Source organism: Pseudomonas sp. B13(2017) (assembly GCF_002113245.1).
Lineage (GTDB): Bacteria > Pseudomonadota > Gammaproteobacteria > Pseudomonadales > Pseudomonadaceae > Aquipseudomonas > Aquipseudomonas putida_Z.
Genome location: NZ_NEJX01000020.1, coordinates 87,777 through 104,564 on the forward strand (window position 1 = coordinate 87,777; position 16,788 = coordinate 104,564).

Consider the following 16,788-nt stretch of genomic DNA (forward strand, 5'->3'; position numbering starts at 1 on the left):
CCTTCATTGAAGACTGAGAGAAGCCCACTGGGGGCAGGCGGCCTGCTCGATGCGTACCGGGCAATGGGCCGGCACCTGCTCGAACAGGCTTAGCAAATCGGTGTTGCGCAGGCGTATGCAACCATGGGACAGCGCTACGCCCATGGGTTCCGTATCCGGGGTGCCGTGCAAGTAGATATAACGGCGGAAGGTGTCGACCGCACCCAGGCGGTTGGCACCCGGCTCGCAGCCACTGAGCCAGAGAATGCGGGTAAGGATCCAGTCCCGGCCGGGGCATTGCGCATGCAAGGCCGGCGACCACACCTCGCCGGTCCAGCGCCGCCCGGCCAATACCGCATTCAGCGGCAAGCCCGCACCAATCTTCGCTCTCACCTGGTGCAGGCCACACGGCGTGCAACCCGAGCCGTTGCGCTCGCCGGCGCCGTTGCGCGCCGTGGAAACCGGCACGCGCAGGCGCAGCTGGCCATCGGCAAAGCCATAAAGGCACTGGTCAGCGAGGGAAATGTGCAGGAAGTCGAGGTCGGGCATGGGCGCTAGCTTAGCCGAAGCGCCCTGCCCCGCCCAGCCTTCAGGCCTTGGCGGTGGAGGCGCCTGCGCTGGTCTTGGTGCGCGGGCGCAGCTGCGCGGTGGCCATGGCGTCGTCGGTAACACCGCTATCGGCACGCATGCCCGCAGCCAGGAACGGCACCATCAGGCGCATTACCTGCTCGATCGAGGTGTTGATGCCGAAATCGGTCTCGGCAATCGCCCGCAGGGCCTTGATGCCGGACATGCTGAAGGCGGCGGCGCCAAGCATGAAGTGCACGCGCCAGAACAGCTCCAGCGGCGGGATGCGCGGTGCAGCCTCGTTGACCAGCAGCATGTAGCGGCGGAACACCTTGCCATACATGTCTTCCAGGTAACGCCGCAGGTGGCCCTGGCTCTGGCTGAAGGCCAGGCCCAGCAGGCGCATGAAGATCGACAGGTCGTTGTTGCTGCGCGGCTGCACGGCCAAAGCCTGCTCGACCAGCATTTCCAGCAGCTCTTCGAGGCTCGGCTTGTGCTCTGGCTTGGCCTGGCGCCGCTCCAGCTCACGTTCGAGGCTGGCGCAGAACGGCCCGAGGAAACGCGAGAACACTGCCTGGATCAGGGCCTTCTTGGAGCCGAAGTGATAGTTGACCGCCGCCAGGTTGACCCCGGCCTTGCTGGTAATCAGCCGCAACGAGGTTTCTGCGAACCCCCTTTCCGCGAACAGCTGCTCGGCAGCATCGAGAATGCGTTCAACGGTTTCCGATTGGGCCATGACTACTCCGACTACTCCGCCAGACAAACAGGTGTTTGAAACATACGTTTCAGCCCTGCTTCTGTCAAGGCTCGGTGACCGGCCGGTCGCCATTTAAAAGCGCCAGACGGGCGGCTGCAAGCGCCATTGCTGCTGTTTATTGCAGGTTTTGGCTTGCAGCGCATCCAGCACTGTATATAATCCCAGTCACTGTACAAAAAGACAGAGCGCTCACCATGTTGAAACTGACGCCACGCCAAGCCGAAATTCTCGCGTTCATCAAGCGTTGCCTGGAAGACAACGGCTTCCCGCCGACGCGCGCCGAGATCGCTCAGGAGCTGGGCTTCAAGTCGCCCAACGCCGCCGAGGAGCACCTCAAGGCCCTTGCCCGCAAAGGCGCGATCGAGATGACCCCGGGCGCCTCCCGTGGTATTCGCATCCCTGGTCTGGAAGCCAAGGCCGAAGAAAGCGGCCTGCCAATCATCGGCCGGGTTGCCGCCGGTGCGCCGATCCTTGCCGAACAGCACATCGAGCAATCCTGCAACATCAACCCCGACTTCTTCCACCCCCAGGCCGACTATTTGCTGCGCGTACACGGCATGAGCATGAAGGATGTCGGCATCTTCGATGGCGACCTGCTGGCGGTACACACCTGCCGCGAAGCCCGCAACGGCCAGATCGTCGTGGCCCGCATCGGCGACGAAGTCACCGTCAAGCGCTTCAAGCGCGAGGGCAGCAAGGTCTGGCTGCTTGCCGAAAACCCCGAATTCGCCCCCATCGAAGTCGACCTGAAAGAACAGGAGCTGGTGATCGAGGGCTTGAGCGTCGGCGTCATTCGCCGCTGATCCAGGAGGCGTCATGCAGCAGTTCATTCACGCACCCGAGCAAGTCCAGTTGCCATTGTTCGAAGCATTCCTCGCCCAGCCCGTACTGCCTGGCCTGAAAACCAGCGAAGTGGCGCGCAAGAGCAGCCAGCCCGAGCTGTTCAGCGAACTGTCGCTGCGCGGAGCCCCCGGGCACTGCCAAAGCCTGCTGGCACCCGTACTGCGCGAACTGAGCGAAGAGGACGAGACCCGCTGGCTGACCCTGATCGCCCCGCCGTCAAGCCTGACCCAGGCCTGGCTGCGCGATGCCGGGCTCAACCGTGAACGCATCCTGCTGCTGCAACCTCGCGGCAATCAGAGCCCGCTTCAACTGGCCTGCGAAGCCTTGCGCCTGGGCCGCAGCCACACCGTGGTCAGCTGGCTGGGCAACGTCAACGCCACTGCACGCCAGCAATTGCTGCGCGCTGCCGGTGCCGGAAACGCACAAAGCCTGAACATCCGCCTCGGCTGATGTTCAGGCTTTGCCTGTCATTGCATGAAACCTGATGCCCTGCTGCACCTCAGTGCAGCACACGCGGCCCTTCATCACGTTCAAGCTCGCCATCCATCAGGCGACCGGCCATCTGCACGCCCACGCTGAGCATGGCCTTGGCCACTTCCACATGCTGACCCTGCAGGAACGCCTTGGCGTCTTCCGAGAAATCCAGGGTTACCAGAGAGCCCTCATCCTCGGCGCGACGCAGTTCGATGCGGCCATCAGGCAACTCGACAATTTCCAGAAACGACGTAGACATAAATGGCAGTTCTCCGCGAAAGGCCCGTATTGTACCAGCCGTAGCAGCTATCAGCACTCACTCAACGCGTCGCGGAAACGTCTCACCAGGCCCTTGAGGTTGCTGCGCCAGCTTTCCAGTTCGGCACGCGACAGCGCCGGATGCTCGGGCTCATCGAGATTGACCGCCTGGATCAATGGCTGGGTGACGTCGGTTTTTGGCGCTTTTTTCGCGACCGGTGGTCGGAACAAATCGGCATAAGCACTGAGCATTTGCGCCAGCCAGGTTTCGCGCTGGCGGGCCAGTTCCAGCAGTTCGGCCACTTCCGGGATGGCGATGCCGTTCAGCGCATCGTCGGCCAGTGCCTGCTCGACCGTTGCAACAACTGGCAGGCGGTAGAAGCCACCAATTTCATGACACAGGCCCAGCAGTGCGCCGTAGAGATGGAACAGCGCCGACTCGCGCTCGGCCTGGACCAGGCCCTGGGAATTCATGGCCTGGCTTTGTTCGGCCTTGGCCATGGACTCCAGGGCGAGGCCGGCAAAGAACAGTTTCTGATTGGTGCGGGTGTAGAGTTCCTGGGCCATTTCAGTGCCCTCCCTAAGGCTGCAAGGCGGATAGCTGCATCATAAATGATTGGGGCCGCTTTGCGCCCCTTCGCGGGCTTGCCCGCTCCCACAGGAACTCCATCAAGCCCAAGGCCTGCGCTGTACCTGTAGGAGCGGGCAAGCCCGCTAAGGGGCGCGAAGCGGCCCCAATTACAGCACTGACGGATCAGCGCTTGTCTTCAACCTTCCACGCATTGCCGTCGTAGAACGCCTTCCAGCCGGTCGGCTTGCCATCAACCTCGGACTGCACGTACTGCTCCTTGGTCTTGCGGCTGTAGCGAATCACCGCCGGGCGGCCTTCCGGGTCTTTCTGCGGCGCATCGCACAGGAAGTGGTACTTCGGATCGATCTCATGCTTGTGCGGCACGATCTCCAGCACCAGCGGCGCGCGGGTTTCGCGGTTCTTGGGGAACTGGCTGGCAGCGAGGAACAGCCCCGAAGCGCCATCACGCAGCACGTAGGTATCGTCGACCTTCTCGCACTTGAGTTCTGGCATGTCCACCTTGTCCATCTTCGGTGGCGCCGCCTCGCCGCTCTTGAGCAGCTTGCGGGTGTTCTTGCACGCCGGGTTGGTGCAACCGAAGAACTTGCCGAAGCGGCCAGTCTTCAACTGCATCTCGCTGCCGCACTTGTCGCACTCCAGGCTCGGCCCTTCGTAACCCTTGATGCGGTAGTTGCCTTCCTCGATCTCGTAGCCGGCGCAATCCGGGTTGTTACCGCAGATGTGCAGCTTGTGCTTCTCGTCCAGCAGGTAGGCATCCATCGCCGTGGCGCAGATCGGGCAACGGTGCTTGCCCAGCAACACGCGGGATTCCGATTCGCCCTCGTCGTCGGCGGCAATCTCGTCGCCCGGCACCAGGTTGACGGTGGCCTTGCAACGCTCTTTCGGCGGCAGGCTGTAGCCCGAGCAACCGAGGAACACGCCGGTGGAGGCAGTGCGGATCATCATCGGCCGGCCACATTCCTTGCACGGAATGTTGGTCATGGTCGGTTGGTTGGCGCGCATGCCGTCTTCGCTGGACTCGGCGGTCTGCAGTTTCTTGCTGAAGTCGCCGTAGAACTCGTCGAGCACGTTCTTCCAGTCACGCTCGCCCTGGGCCACGTCGTCGAGGTTCTCTTCCATGTCGGCGGTAAAACCGTAATCCATCAGGTTGGAGAAGCTCTCGGACAGGCGCTCGGTGACGATGTCGCCCATCTTCTCGGAATAGAAGCGGCGGTTGTGCAGGGTCACATAGCCACGGTCCTGAATGGTCGAGATGATCGCCGCATAGGTCGACGGGCGGCCGATGCCGCGCTTTTCCATTTCCTTGACCAGGCTGGCTTCGGTGAAGCGCGCCGGTGGCTTGGTGAAGTGCTGGCTCGGATCGATCTGGATCAGCTTCAGCGCTTCGCCCTGGACCATTTCCGGCAACACGTCGTCTTCGCCAGGCTTGCTCTGCTGCGGCAGCACACGGGTGTAACCGTCAAACTTGAGGATACGGCCCTTGGCACGCAGCTCGAAGTCGCCCGCGGCCACGGTGACGCTGGTGGACAGGTACTGCGCTGGCGGCATCTGGCAGGCCAGGAACTGGCGCCAGATCAGCTCGTACAGGCGCTCGGCGTCGCGCTCCATGCCACTGAGCTTGCTCGGGTGGGTATTCACGTCGGAAGGACGAATCGCTTCGTGCGCCTCCTGGGCGCCTTCCTTACTGCCGTACACCAGCGGTGCCTCGGGCAGGTACTGCTTGCCGAACTCACGCTCGATGTAGCTGCGCGCCATGTCCAGGGCGTCGGCCGACAGGTTGGTGGAGTCGGTACGCATGTAGGTGATGTAGCCGGCTTCGTACAAGCGCTGGGCCATCATCATGGTTTTCTTCACACCGAAGCCCAGGCGGTTGCTGGCGGCCTGCTGCAAGGTGGAGGTAATGAACGGTGCCGACGGCTTGCTGCTGGTCGGGCGGTCTTCGCGCTTGACCACGCTGTAGCTGGAAGCCTTGAGCTTCTCCAGCGCCGCCATGGCCTGGGCTTCGTTCAGCGGCTTGAAGGCCTCACCCTTCTCGCGTGCCACTTCGAAACGCACCTTGGCGTTCTTGGCGGTGCCAAGGTCGGCGTGGATTTCCCAGTACTCTTCCGGGATGAACGCGCGGATTTCGCGCTCGCGCTCCACCACCAGCTTCACCGCCACCGACTGTACACGGCCGGCGGACAGGCCACGGGCGATCTTGGCCCACAGCAGCGGCGAAACCATGTAGCCAACCACGCGGTCGAGGAAACGCCGCGCCTGCTGCGCGTTGACCCGGTCGATATCCAGCTCGCCCGGCTGCGAGAAGGCTTCCTGGATGGCCTTCTTGGTGATTTCGTTGAACACCACGCGCTTGTAGCGGGTGTCGTCGCCGCCGATGGCCTCGCGCAGGTGCCAGGCAATGGCTTCCCCTTCGCGGTCCAAGTCGGTTGCGAGATAGATGGTGTCGGCGTCCTTCGCCAGGCGGCGCAGCTCTTCGATCACCTTTTCCTTGCCAGGCAGGATCTCGTACTTGGCCTTCCAGCCCTGATCGGGGTCGACGCCCATGCGTGCCACCAGCTGGCGGCGGGCCTTTTCCTTCGGCGACAGGGCCGGAGCCTCACCCGCGGCCTTGCCACGCTTGGCGGCTGGCTCTTTGCTGGCGCTGGCCGAACCGCTGGTGGGGAGGTCTCGGATATGGCCGATACTCGACTTCACCACGTACTGGTTGCCCAGGTACTTGTTGATGGTCTTGGCCTTGGCCGGGGATTCCACAATGACCAGCGATTTGCCCATGGATCGGAGTATTCCTGAATCTGAAGATGAAAAACGCGTCAGGTGCCAGACGCGGCACCGCTATATATAGTGGCAAAAGTGTGAGGTCAAGTTCGGACTATCACTCGTGCGACTTGCCCAGCAACCCGGGCAGCCCATCTTCGGCCTTGACCAAAGCAAAGCGTGGCACCTGCTCGCCGTCAACCTCGACGGACTCCTGGAACATCGAAAGTGGCCGTACCCAGAAGCTGTAATCACCATACAGGCATTGGTAGAACACCATCCACTCTTCGCTCTCGGAGTGCCGCGCAACACTGAAGACACGGTACTCAGGCCCTTTGTAATGCCGGTATACGCCTGGTTGTATCTGCATGTTGCCCACCCTCTTGAATAAAACCTGTAAAAAACAAAACCGGGGCACAAGGCCCCGGTCGCTGTCCCGCTACGCGATCAGACGCGTTCGAAGACAGTGGTGATACCTTGGCCGAGGCCGACGCACATGGTCGCCACCCCCAGGGTACCGCCATTCTGCTTCATGACATTGAGCAGGGTGCCGGAAATCCGTGCCCCGGAGCAACCGAACGGGTGGCCCAAGGCAATGGCGCCGCCGTGCAGGTTAACCTTCTCATCCATCTTGTCGAGTACTTTCAAGTCTTTCAGCACTGGCAGGGCCTGTGCAGCGAAGGCTTCGTTGAGCTCGATGAAGTCGATGTCGGCCATGGTCAGGCCAGCACGCTTGAGGGCTTTCTGGGTCGACGGCACCGGGCCATAGCCCATGATCGCCGGGTCGACGCCAGCCACCGCCATGGAGCGGATGACCGCCAATGGCTGGATACCCAGGTCCATGGCGCGCTGGCCGGACATGACGATCATGCACGACGCACCGTCGGTGATCTGCGACGAGGTACCGGCAGTGACGGTACCGCCTTTCGGGTTGAACGCCGGCTTCAGCGACGCCAGGCCTTCGAGGGTGGTTTCCGGGCGAATGGTTTCGTCGAAATCGAACACCTTCAGGAAGCCGTTCTCGTCATAGCCCTGCATCGGGATGATTTCGTCCTTGAACTTGCCTTCGACCGTGGCCTTGTGCGCCAGCTGGTGCGAACGCAGGCCGAACAGGTCCTGCTGCTCACGGGTGATGCCGTGCATCTTGCCGAGCATTTCCGCGGTCAGGCCCATCATCCCGGAAGCCTTGGCGGCATGCAAGGACAGGTGCGGGTTGGGGTCGACGCCATGCATCATGCTGACGTGGCCCATGTGCTCCACGCCACCGACCACGAATACATCACCGTTGCCGGTCATGATCGCCTGGGCGGCGGTGTGCAGCGCGCTCATCGACGAGCCGCACAGGCGGCTGACGGTCTGCGCCGCGGAGGTGTGCGGGATCGGGGTCATCAGCGAGGCCATGCGGGCGATGTTCCAGCCCTGCTCGAGGGTCTGGTTGACGCAGCCCCAGATCACGTCCTCGACTTCTTTCGGGTCGACCTTGTCGTTGCGTTCCAGCAGCTTGCTGATCAGGTGCGCCGACATGTCTTCGGCGCGGGTATTGCGGTGCATGCCACCCTTGGAGCGGCCCATCGGCGTGCGACCGAAGTCGACAATCACCACGTCTCTTGGATTCAGGCTCATATCAAATCTCTCGCTCTAGCTCGTTGACCGCTCAGTTGAAGAAGCGCTGGCCGTTCTTGGCCATTTCACGCAGCTTGGCGGTCGGGTGGTACAGCGGCCCCAGGTCGGCGTACTGATCGGCCAGGGCAACGAATTCGGCCACACCGATCGAGTCGATGTAGCGCAGCGCACCACCGCGGAAGGGAGGGAAGCCAATGCCGTAGACCAGGCCCATGTCGGCTTCGGCGGCGGTTTCGACGATGCCGTCTTCCAGGCAGCGCACGGTCTCCAGGCACAGCGGGATCATCATCCAGTTGATGATGTCTTCGTCGGTGACTTCACGCTGCTCGAAGACGATCGGCTTGAGCACGTCGAGCACGCTGGCGTCGGCGACCTTCTTCGGCTTGCCACGCTTGTCGGTTTCGTAGGCGTAGAAGCCCTTGCCGTTCTTCTGGCCCAGGCGGTTGGCCTCGTACAGTGCGTCAACGGCCGAGCGGCGCTCGTCCTTCATGCGGTCCGGGAAGCCTTCGGCCATCACGTCGCGGCCGTGGTGGCCGGTGTCGATGCCGACCACGTCCATCAGGTACGCCGGGCCCATCGGCCAGCCGAACTTTTCCATGACCTTGTCGATACGCACGAAGTCGACACCGGCGCTTACCAGCTTGGCGAAGCCGCCGAAGTACGGGAACAGCACGCGGTTGACCAGGAAGCCCGGGCAGTCGTTGACCACGATCGGGTTCTTGCCCATTTTCTTGGCGTAGGCCACGGTGGTGGCGACCGCCACTTCACTGGATTTCTCGCCACGGATGACTTCCACCAGCGGCATCATGTGCACCGGGTTGAAGAAGTGCATGCCGACGAAGTTTTCCGGGCGCTTGAGCGCCTTGGCCAGCAGGTTGATGGAAATGGTCGAGGTGTTGGAAGCGAGGATCGCATCGTCCTTCACCTGGGTTTCCACTTCAGCCAGCACGGCCTGCTTGACTTTCGGGTTCTCGACCACGGCCTCGACGACGATGTCGACATTGGCGAAATCGCCATAGGACAGGGTCGGGCGAATGGCGTTGAGTGCCTCGGCCATCTTGGCCGGGGTCAGGCGGCCCTTCTCGACGCGGTTGCCGAGCAGCTTGGAGGCCTCGTTCAGGCCCAGCTGGATGGCTTCCTCGCGGATATCCTTCATCAGGATCGGGGTGCCCTTGACCGCCGACTGGTAGGCGATGCCGCCACCCATGATGCCAGCGCCGAGCACGGCGGCCTGCTTCACGTCGTGGGCGATTTCGTCATGCGCCTTGGCCTTGCGCTTGAGTTCCTGGTCGTTGAGGAACAGGCCGATCAGGCTCTCGGCAACCGAGGTCTTGGCCAGCTTGGCGAAGCCTGCGGCTTCGACTTCCAGGGCCTTGTCACGGCCGAAGTTGGCAGCCTTCTGGATGGTCTTGATGGCTTCGACCGGGGCTGGGTAGTTCGGGCCGGCCTGGCCGGCGACGAAGCCCTTGGCAGTCTCGAAGGCCATCATCTGTTCGATGGCGTTGAGCTTGAGCTTTTCCAGCTTGGGCTGGCGCTTGGCCTTGTAGTCCAGCTCGCCACTGATGGCGCGCTTGACCAGATCAAGGGCACCGGCCATCAGCAGTTCAGGCGCGACCACGGCGTCGACGGCACCCACTTTCAGGGCGTCTTCGGCACGGTTTTCCTTGCCGGCGGCGATCCACTCGATGGCGTTGTCCGAACCGATCAGGCGCGGCAGGCGCACGGTGCCGCCGAAGCCCGGGTAGATACCCAGCTTGACTTCCGGCAGGCCGATCTTGGCGCTGGTGGACATGACCCGGTAGTCGGCGGCCAGGCACATTTCCAGGCCGCCGCCCAGGGCGATACCGTTGATGGCGGCGACGGTCGGCACTTCGAGGTCTTCGAAGGCGTTGAAGATGCGGTTGGCTTCCAGGTTGCCGGCGACCAGTTCGGCCTCGGGCAGCTTGAAGTTGTCGACGAACTCGGTGATGTCGGCGCCGACGATGAACACGTCCTTGCCACTGCTGACGATCACGCCCTTGACCGAGGCGTCGGCCTGGATGGCATCGACGGCCTGGCGCAGTTCGTTCAGGGTCAGGCGGTTGAACTTGTTGACGGACTCACCCTTGAGGTCGAACTTGAGCTCGACGATGCCACTTTCAAGAGCCTTAACCGTGATGGCTTTACCTTCGTAAATCATCAACTGATCTCCACGATATGGAAGCTGAACAGTACACGCCGATCGCTGCAGCAAAAGCAGGCCTAGCTGCCCTGCCCCAGGCACACCCGTCAGCGCGCTAGTCGGAAGTATGGCTTGGCGTCATGACATACAAACGCTCAATTCATACGCCCGTTTGATTTGGGTGTGCACACATTCTCCGAAAAGATCGGCGTTGTCAAATGCTCGCGAGCAAGGTGAAAACACGACTTTCCAGTCATTTTGTAGCGTCTTGGTACAAAACATGATGACAGTGATTGCTGACCATTCATGTCGGCGATTGACCATGAGCCGCAGGAGAATGCTGCAGCTTTTGCCTTGCGCGGCGACCTCGAACGGCTACACTGGCACTTGCTTGAATGCATACCCGGCCTGCCTGGCCTTTTCTGCGCAGCAGAACGCAAAGCGGCGACTTGGCACCCCACCCCTTCAGGGGATCGGCCAAGCCGCCGCTTTGTCGTTTTGTGCTTGCCTTCGGATGAGAAGACCAATGGGCGGGCTTAGCGGGGCCCTGTGGGAGCGGGTTTACCCGCGAACACCGGCAAAGCCGGTGCCACCCACCGAGTCGCCTTCTTCGCGGGTAAACCCGCTCCCACAGAGACCGCGCAAAGGCAAATTTCAGGCCAAGGTTTCGAGGACGTGGGCAATATCCTGCAACACAGCCGTATCGCCCCGCTCGGTCCAGTACAGCGCGATCATCCGGGCATCGGCCTCGACCTTGTAGACACTCGCCGGCAAGCGCGCCAGGGCCTCCATGAAGCGTGGGTCCTCGCAGGGTTCGCGCCACTGGTTCCACCACACCCCCGGGGCGATCTGCCAGAAGCTGAAGCTGTCCTCATGCCCGCGGCGACGTGCCCGGTGGTATTGCGGGCACGGGCTTGGCGGCTCCTTTTCCAGCCAGTGCGGCCACTGCTGCGGCGCCAGCTGCATGGCCAGACCCATGCGCCGAGCCTCCAGGCGCAGCTTCATCTGCTCGCTCTGCTTGCGCGAGGTGCGCAACCAGGAAAGCGGGCTGAGAATCAGCGCGAGGATTGACACCACCAGCAATACCGTCATATCTGTAGTTCCCATAAAACGTTGCAAATGAGCTGGTTAGCCATTTTTCACGGAAGACCCGCCCGAAAGCGACCATACTTCTTCTATCGCGATTGTCAGGAGTTCCGCTCATGTCCTACGAACATCTTCTGGTCGCCGTCGACCTGACCGAAGAATGCGACCCGGTGATCAAACGTGCCATGGCGCTGGCTGCACCTTCGAATGCCAAGGTTTCGCTGGTACACATCGTCGAGCCGATGGCCATGGCGTTCGGCGGTGACGTGCCGATGGACCTGTCGCAGTTGCAACAGCAGCAGTTCGACCAGGCCAAGGAACGCATGGACCGCCTGTTCAACAAATACCCGGACATCCACCGCGGCGACTCGCACCTGACCTATGGCCAGCCGCGCCAGGAAATCCACCAGTTGGCCAAGGACCAGAAGTGCGACCTGATCGTGGTCGGCAGCCATGGCCGTCACGGCCTGGCGTTGCTGCTGGGGTCCACGGCCAATGACGTGCTGCATGGTGCGCCGTGCGATGTACTGGCGGTGCGGTTGCAGAAGAAGGAATGATTCAACCTGTGCCGGCCATTTCGCGGGCTTGCCCGCTCCCACAGGTACTGCACCGCGTTCAACAGCGGTGCGGTCCTTGTGGGAGCGGGTTCACCCGCGAAGGGGCCGGGCCAGGCTAACGCCGATCAGCCTTCCAGTTCGGCCCAGCGCTCCACCAGCACATCCAGCTCACCCTGCAGCTTCTCGATCTTGGCCAGCACTGCCGAGGTTTCCGCAATCGGCCGCTGATAGAAGCCCGCCGCATTCACTTCTTCCTGGGCCTCGGCCATGCGCTGCTCCAGTTCGTCGATCTGCCCTGGCAGCATTTCCAGCTCACGTTGCAGCTTGTAGCTGAGCTTCTTCTTCGAACCATCGGCCACCTCTGCAACAGGCGCAGGCGCCGGTTTGGCCTCGACCTTCTCCACCACCGCGCTGTTGAGCTCGGACTTGCCGCCCTTGCTCTCGGTCACGCCCAGCAGCTTCGGCGAGCCACCCTGGCGAATCCAGTCCTCGTAACCACCGACGTATTCGCGCACCTTGCCCTCGCCTTCGAACACCAGGGTGCTGGTGACGACGTTGTCGAGGAAGGCCCGGTCGTGGCTGACCATCAGCACGGTGCCCTTGTAGTTGGACAGCACCTCCTCGAGCAACTCGAGGGTTTCCACGTCCAGGTCGTTGGTCGGTTCGTCAAGCACCAGCAGGTTGGCCGGCTTGCTGAACAGCTTGGCCAGCAACAGCCGTGCACGCTCGCCACCCGAAAGCGCCTTGACCGGCGTACGGGCACGCTGAGGGCTGAACAGGAAATCGCCCAGGTAGCTCAGCACATGGCGGTTCTGGCCGTCGATCTCGATGAAGTCGCGGCCTTCGGCCAGGTTGTCGATAACGGTCTTTTCCAGGTCGAGCTGGTGGCGCATCTGATCGAAATAGGCCACTTCCAGCTTGGTGCCGCGCTCGACCTTGCCGGTGGTCGGCTCCAGGTCGCCGAGCATCAGCTTGAGCAGGGTGGTCTTGCCGGTACCGTTGGCGCCCAGCAGGCCGATGCGGTCCTCACGCTGCAGGACCATGGAGAAGTCCTTGACCAGCACAGGCCCGTCGGGGTGATGGAAGCTGACGTTTTCCAGCACCATCACCTGCTTGCCGGACTTTTCCGCCGCCTCGATCTGGATATTGGCCTTGCCCTGGCGCTCGCGGCGTTCGCTGCGCTCCACACGCAGGGCCTTCAGCGCACGTACGCGGCCTTCGTTGCGGGTGCGGCGGGCCTTGATGCCCTGGCGGATCCACACTTCTTCCTGGGCCAGGCGCTTGTCGAACAATGCGTTGGCGGTTTCCTCGGCGGCCAGCGCGGCCTCCTTGTGCACCAGGAAGCTGGCATAGTCGCCGTTCCAGTCGATCAGGCCGCCGCGGTCCAGTTCGAGGATGCGGGTGGCCAGGTTCTGCAGGAAGGAACGGTCGTGGGTGATGAACAGCACCGCGCCGTTGAAGCCGCGCAGGGCCTCTTCGAGCCAGGCGATGGCACCGATGTCCAGGTGGTTGGTCGGTTCGTCGAGCAGCAGCAGGTCGGGCTCCGACACCAGCGCCTGGGCCAGCAGCACGCGGCGGCGCCAGCCACCGGACAGTTCGGCCAGGGTCTTGTCGGCCGGCAGCTGCAGGCGGCTGAGGGTGCTTTCCACCACCTGCTGCAGGCGCCAGCCGTCACGGGCTTCCAGCTCGTGCTGGACGTGCATGAGTTTTTCCAGGTCTTCATCGCCCTGGATGTTCAGGCTCAGGTGGTGGAACTGCGCCAGCAACTCGCCCACGCCATCCAGGCCTGCGGCCACCACATCGAACACCGTGCGCTCGTCGGCCACCGGCAGTTCCTGCGGCAGCTCGCCGATCTTCAGGGCCGGGGCACGCCAGATTTCGCCGTCGTCGCCCTTCTGCTCGCCCTTGACCAGGCGCAGCATGCTCGACTTGCCGGTGCCGTTGCGGCCGATGATGCACACCCGCTCGCCACGAGCGATCTGCCAGGACACTTTGTCCAGCAGCGGCATGGCGCCGAATGCGAGGGACACATCGCTGAATTTGAGCAGGGTCATGTTGGTCTCCATAAATCGGGCGCGCATTCTACCTGACTTGGCCCTCGACGGCATCCGCCTGGCCAACCGGCGAGGCCTTTGCGACATCTGGTCGAACTTAATATCCCGATACAAGCACAGTGCTTTCACCCGCCGCCGGCAAACAGCTAAGCTAAGGCAATAGCTTCCAACAGTGCTGGCTCCGCCGTCACTTCCCCATGGTTCAACTGCCCGGACGTATCATGCGCAGCCGCCTGTTACATATTGCATCCTGCCTGCTGCTCACCGCCGCCACCTGCGCGGCGCAGGCCGCCGACCTTACCCTGCAACGCCAATACTATGACGAGGCCAAGCGCGCGCTGGCCAAAGGCGACAAAGGCCCGTACCTGCGCTATGCCCAGGCCCTCAGCGACTACCCGCTGACGCCCTACCTGGCCTACGACGAACTCACCGCCCGCCTGAAAACCGCCAGCAACCAGGAAATCGAAGGCTTCCTCGCCAAGCATGGCGACCTGCCCCAGGCCAACTGGATGAAACTGCGCTGGTTGCGCTGGCTGGCCGAACGCGGCGAATGGAACACCTTCGCCAAGTACTACGACCCCAAGCTCAACTTCACCGAACTGGACTGCCTCAACGGCCAGTACCAGCTCAGCCACGGCCTGCGCGCCGAAGGTTTTGCCACGGCCGACAAACTGTGGAACGTCGGCAAGTCGCAGCCGGCCACCTGCGACACGCTGTTCGGCATGTGGGCGGCCGAGGGCCAGCTGACCGAGGCCAAGCGCTGGCAACGCACCAAGCTGGCGGCCCAGGCGCGCAACTACGGCCTGGCCAACAACCTGGTCAAGACCCTGACCACCCTCGCCCCGCAGGGGCGCCTGCTGGTCGATGTGGCGCAGAAACCCGAGCTGCTCAACCAGCCGTCGCGCTTCACCCCGGTCAACGAGGCCATGTCCGACGTGGTCAGCCTCGGCCTGCGCCGCCTGGCCCGGCAGGACCCGGAGCGGGCCATGGCACTGCTCGACGACTACGCCCAGCGCATGCACTTTTCCCGTGACGAGAAGGTGGCCATCGCCCGTGAAATCGGCCTGACCCTGGCGCGCCGCTACGACCCGCGCGCACTCGACCTGATGACCCGCTACGACCCCGAACTGCGTGACAACACCGTCAGCGAATGGCGCCTGCGCCTGCTGCTGCGCCTGGGCCGTTGGGAAGACGCCTACGAACTGACCCGCCGCCTGCCCCAGGACCTGGCCAGCAGCAGCCGCTGGAAGTACTGGCAGGCGCGCAGCCTGGAGCTGGCACAGCCGAACAACCCTCAGATCCCGCTGCTGTACAAGACCGTGGCGCGTGAGCGTGACTTCTACGGTTTCCTCGCCGCCGACCGGGCACAGACCCCTTACCAGCTGAACAACAAGCCGCTGGTGCTGAGCCCGCAGCTGGTCAACAAGGTACGCAACACCCCGGGCATCCGCCGTGCCCTGGAGTTCCACGCCCGCGGCCAGATCGTCGAAGGCCGCCGCGAGTGGTACCACGTCAGCCGCCACTTCACCCGCGACGAAATGGTCGCCCAGGCGCGCCTGGGCTACGACCTGCGCTGGTACTTCCCGGCCATTCGCACCATCAGTCAGGCGCAGTACTGGGACGACCTGGACATTCGCTTCCCGATGGCCCACCGCGACACCCTGGTGCGCGAGGCCAAGGTCCGCGGCCTGCATTCAAGCTGGGTATTCGCCATTACCCGCCAGGAAAGCGCGTTCATGGAGGATGCCCGTTCCCCGGTGGGTGCCAGCGGCCTGATGCAGTTGATGCCGGCCACGGCCAAGGAAACCGCGCGCAAGTTCAGCATCCCGCTGGCATCACCGGCGCAGGTGCTCAACCCGGACAAGAACATCCAGCTGGGTGCCGCCTACCTGAGCCAGGTGCACAGCCAGTTCAACGGCAACCGGGTACTCGCTTCGGCAGCCTACAACGCCGGGCCCGGGCGCGTGCGGCAGTGGCTCAAAGGCGCCAAGCACCTGAGCTTCGATGTGTGGGTGGAGTCGATCCCGTTCGACGAAACGCGCCAGTATGTGCAGAACGTGCTGTCGTATTCGGTGATCTATGGGCAGAAGCTGAACTCGCCGCAGCCGCTGGTGGATTGGCATGAGCGGTACTTCGATGACATGTGATTGCTACTGAGCCTGTGCCGGCCCTTTCGCGGGCTTGCCCGCTCCCACAGGTTCTTCACAAGCCTTGAAAGCTGTGGTGATCCTGTGGGAGCGGGCAAGCCCGCGAAGAGGCCGGAACAGGCAACACAGCTACTCCAGGACTTCGACCTTCATCCCTGCCTCCAACCACCCACTGCCGTCCACCGCCAGGTTCTGCCCGAACAGCACATCCCCCTCCTTCTCACGGAAGGTCCTGAGCGTGGCCATCGGCTCGCGGTCCTCGCTGCGCTCGCCGGTAGCCGGGTCGATGGTGGTAAAGATGCAGCGCACACTGGGCTTGAGCACGCGAAACTCCAGGCTGCCGATACGAATCCGCTTCCAGCCATCTTCGGCAAACGGTTCAGCCCCCTGCACCACCAGGTTGGGCCGAAAGCGCAGCATCTCCATGGGCCGTCCGATACGCCGGTCGAGTTCGTCCAGCGAACCCTGGCCGATCAGCAATAACGGGAAACCGTCCGGGAACGCCGCCCGGTCACTGTTGAAGCCATAACCATTGGGCAGGTAACGCGCGCGCTGCTCCGGGCAATGCACCAGGCGCACGGCCTTGCCCAGCAGCTGGCTCAGCCAGGCCGCCGCCGCATCGCCCGCATCCGGCACGCGCAGGGTATCGCGCCAGATGGTCACGCCGCGCAGGGCGTCATCGGCAGGCGGCACAGGCACCCGCAACGGTGCCTGCCCAGGTGCTTCCAGCAGCAATTGGCCGCTGTCATCATCACTAGCCTTGATCTGGCCTAGCTGAGGCCAGGCGCGCTGGGTAAGGAAGCGTCCGTTTTCTTCCTCCACCACCATCCAGCGCCGGTCACCCTGCAACCCCAGCAATCCCACCGGTGAAGCCTGCAGGCGTTGCGCCTGCCCCGACTTCACCGGGTACCGATACAGCTCACTGAGAAACATCCC

General features: G+C 63.0%; 15 protein-coding genes. 4 read left to right on the plus strand and 11 right to left on the minus strand.

All coding sequences use genetic code 11. The features are described from left to right. Window positions 1-3: 3 nt before the first annotated feature. Together CAG44_RS22580 and CAG44_RS22585 are read right to left on the minus strand one after the other, a co-directional pair. Window positions 4-528, minus strand: a complete 525-nt coding sequence (locus CAG44_RS22580; protein WP_085693031.1) for a L,D-transpeptidase — start codon at window positions 526-528, stop codon at window positions 4-6. A gap of 40 nt (window positions 529-568) precedes the next feature. Continuing rightward, window positions 569-1,282, minus strand: coding sequence for a TetR/AcrR family transcriptional regulator (locus tag CAG44_RS22585; protein ID WP_025338327.1), 714 nt, complete (start codon window positions 1,280-1,282; stop codon window positions 569-571). Between the two features lie 215 nt (window positions 1,283-1,497). Between CAG44_RS22585 and lexA the strand changes: the two genes are divergently transcribed. Together lexA and sulA are read left to right on the plus strand one after the other, a co-directional pair. Then, window positions 1,498-2,106 (plus strand): transcriptional repressor LexA, encoded by a 609-nt coding sequence (gene lexA, locus CAG44_RS22590; protein WP_004376420.1) that lies wholly within the window; start codon window positions 1,498-1,500, stop codon window positions 2,104-2,106. A gap of 13 nt (window positions 2,107-2,119) precedes the next feature. After that, window positions 2,120-2,596 carry an SOS-induced cell division inhibitor SulA gene (gene sulA / locus CAG44_RS22595; protein ID WP_085589440.1) on the plus strand — a complete coding sequence of 159 codons (477 nt, stop codon included), beginning with the start codon at window positions 2,120-2,122 and terminating at the stop codon, window positions 2,594-2,596. 49 nt (window positions 2,597-2,645) lie between these two features. On the opposite strand, the gene CAG44_RS22600 is transcribed toward sulA, so the two are convergent. The 7 genes from CAG44_RS22600 to CAG44_RS22630 all read right to left on the minus strand — a co-directional run bounded on the left by CAG44_RS22600 (window position 2,646) and on the right by CAG44_RS22630 (window position 11,100). Further along, on the minus strand, window positions 2,646-2,879 hold the full coding sequence (locus CAG44_RS22600) for a hypothetical protein (RefSeq protein WP_004376430.1): 234 nt from the start codon (window positions 2,877-2,879) through the stop codon (window positions 2,646-2,648). Window positions 2,880-2,929: 50 nt separating this feature from the next. Continuing rightward, a complete protein-coding gene (locus tag CAG44_RS22605) occupies window positions 2,930-3,445 on the minus strand; it encodes a DUF6586 family protein (RefSeq protein ID WP_085693032.1) in 516 nt (171 codons plus the stop codon). Window positions 3,446-3,632: 187 nt separating this feature from the next. Further along, a complete protein-coding gene (gene topA / locus CAG44_RS22610) occupies window positions 3,633-6,242 on the minus strand; it encodes a type I DNA topoisomerase (protein WP_085693033.1) in 2,610 nt (869 codons plus the stop codon). Between the two features lie 100 nt (window positions 6,243-6,342). After that, window positions 6,343-6,594 (minus strand): DUF1653 domain-containing protein, encoded by a 252-nt coding sequence (locus tag CAG44_RS22615; protein ID WP_085693034.1) that lies wholly within the window; start codon window positions 6,592-6,594, stop codon window positions 6,343-6,345. A gap of 77 nt (window positions 6,595-6,671) precedes the next feature. Next, on the minus strand, window positions 6,672-7,847 hold the full coding sequence (fadA, locus tag CAG44_RS22620) for an acetyl-CoA C-acyltransferase FadA (protein ID WP_085589433.1): 1,176 nt from the start codon (window positions 7,845-7,847) through the stop codon (window positions 6,672-6,674). A gap of 31 nt (window positions 7,848-7,878) precedes the next feature. Then, window positions 7,879-10,026: a fatty acid oxidation complex subunit alpha FadB gene (fadB, locus tag CAG44_RS22625; protein ID WP_025338323.1), complete on the minus strand. Its 2,148-nt coding sequence runs from the start codon at window positions 10,024-10,026 to the stop codon at window positions 7,879-7,881. 636 nt (window positions 10,027-10,662) lie between these two features. Further along, window positions 10,663-11,100 (minus strand): hypothetical protein, encoded by a 438-nt coding sequence (locus tag CAG44_RS22630; protein ID WP_085693035.1) that lies wholly within the window; start codon window positions 11,098-11,100, stop codon window positions 10,663-10,665. 110 nt (window positions 11,101-11,210) lie between these two features. Between CAG44_RS22630 and CAG44_RS22635 the strand changes: the two genes are divergently transcribed. After that, on the plus strand, window positions 11,211-11,651 hold the full coding sequence (locus CAG44_RS22635; RefSeq protein WP_013971709.1) for a universal stress protein: 441 nt from the start codon (window positions 11,211-11,213) through the stop codon (window positions 11,649-11,651). Between the two features lie 125 nt (window positions 11,652-11,776). Here CAG44_RS22635 and CAG44_RS22640 read toward each other — a convergent pair whose 3' ends face one another. Next, window positions 11,777-13,705 carry an ATP-binding cassette domain-containing protein gene (locus tag CAG44_RS22640; RefSeq protein WP_025338322.1) on the minus strand — a complete coding sequence of 643 codons (1,929 nt, stop codon included), beginning with the start codon at window positions 13,703-13,705 and terminating at the stop codon, window positions 11,777-11,779. Window positions 13,706-13,926: 221 nt separating this feature from the next. On the opposite strand from CAG44_RS22640, the gene CAG44_RS22645 reads away from it, so the two are divergent. Continuing rightward, the gene (locus CAG44_RS22645) at window positions 13,927-15,852 is read left to right on the plus strand and encodes a transglycosylase SLT domain-containing protein (RefSeq protein ID WP_075044214.1); all 1,926 of its coding nucleotides are present in this window, start codon (window positions 13,927-13,929) and stop codon (window positions 15,850-15,852) included. 129 nt (window positions 15,853-15,981) lie between these two features. Here CAG44_RS22645 and CAG44_RS22655 read toward each other — a convergent pair whose 3' ends face one another. Continuing rightward, window positions 15,982-16,785 carry an MOSC domain-containing protein gene (locus CAG44_RS22655; protein WP_085589425.1) on the minus strand — a complete coding sequence of 268 codons (804 nt, stop codon included), beginning with the start codon at window positions 16,783-16,785 and terminating at the stop codon, window positions 15,982-15,984. Between the last annotated feature and the right edge of the window lie 3 nt (window positions 16,786-16,788).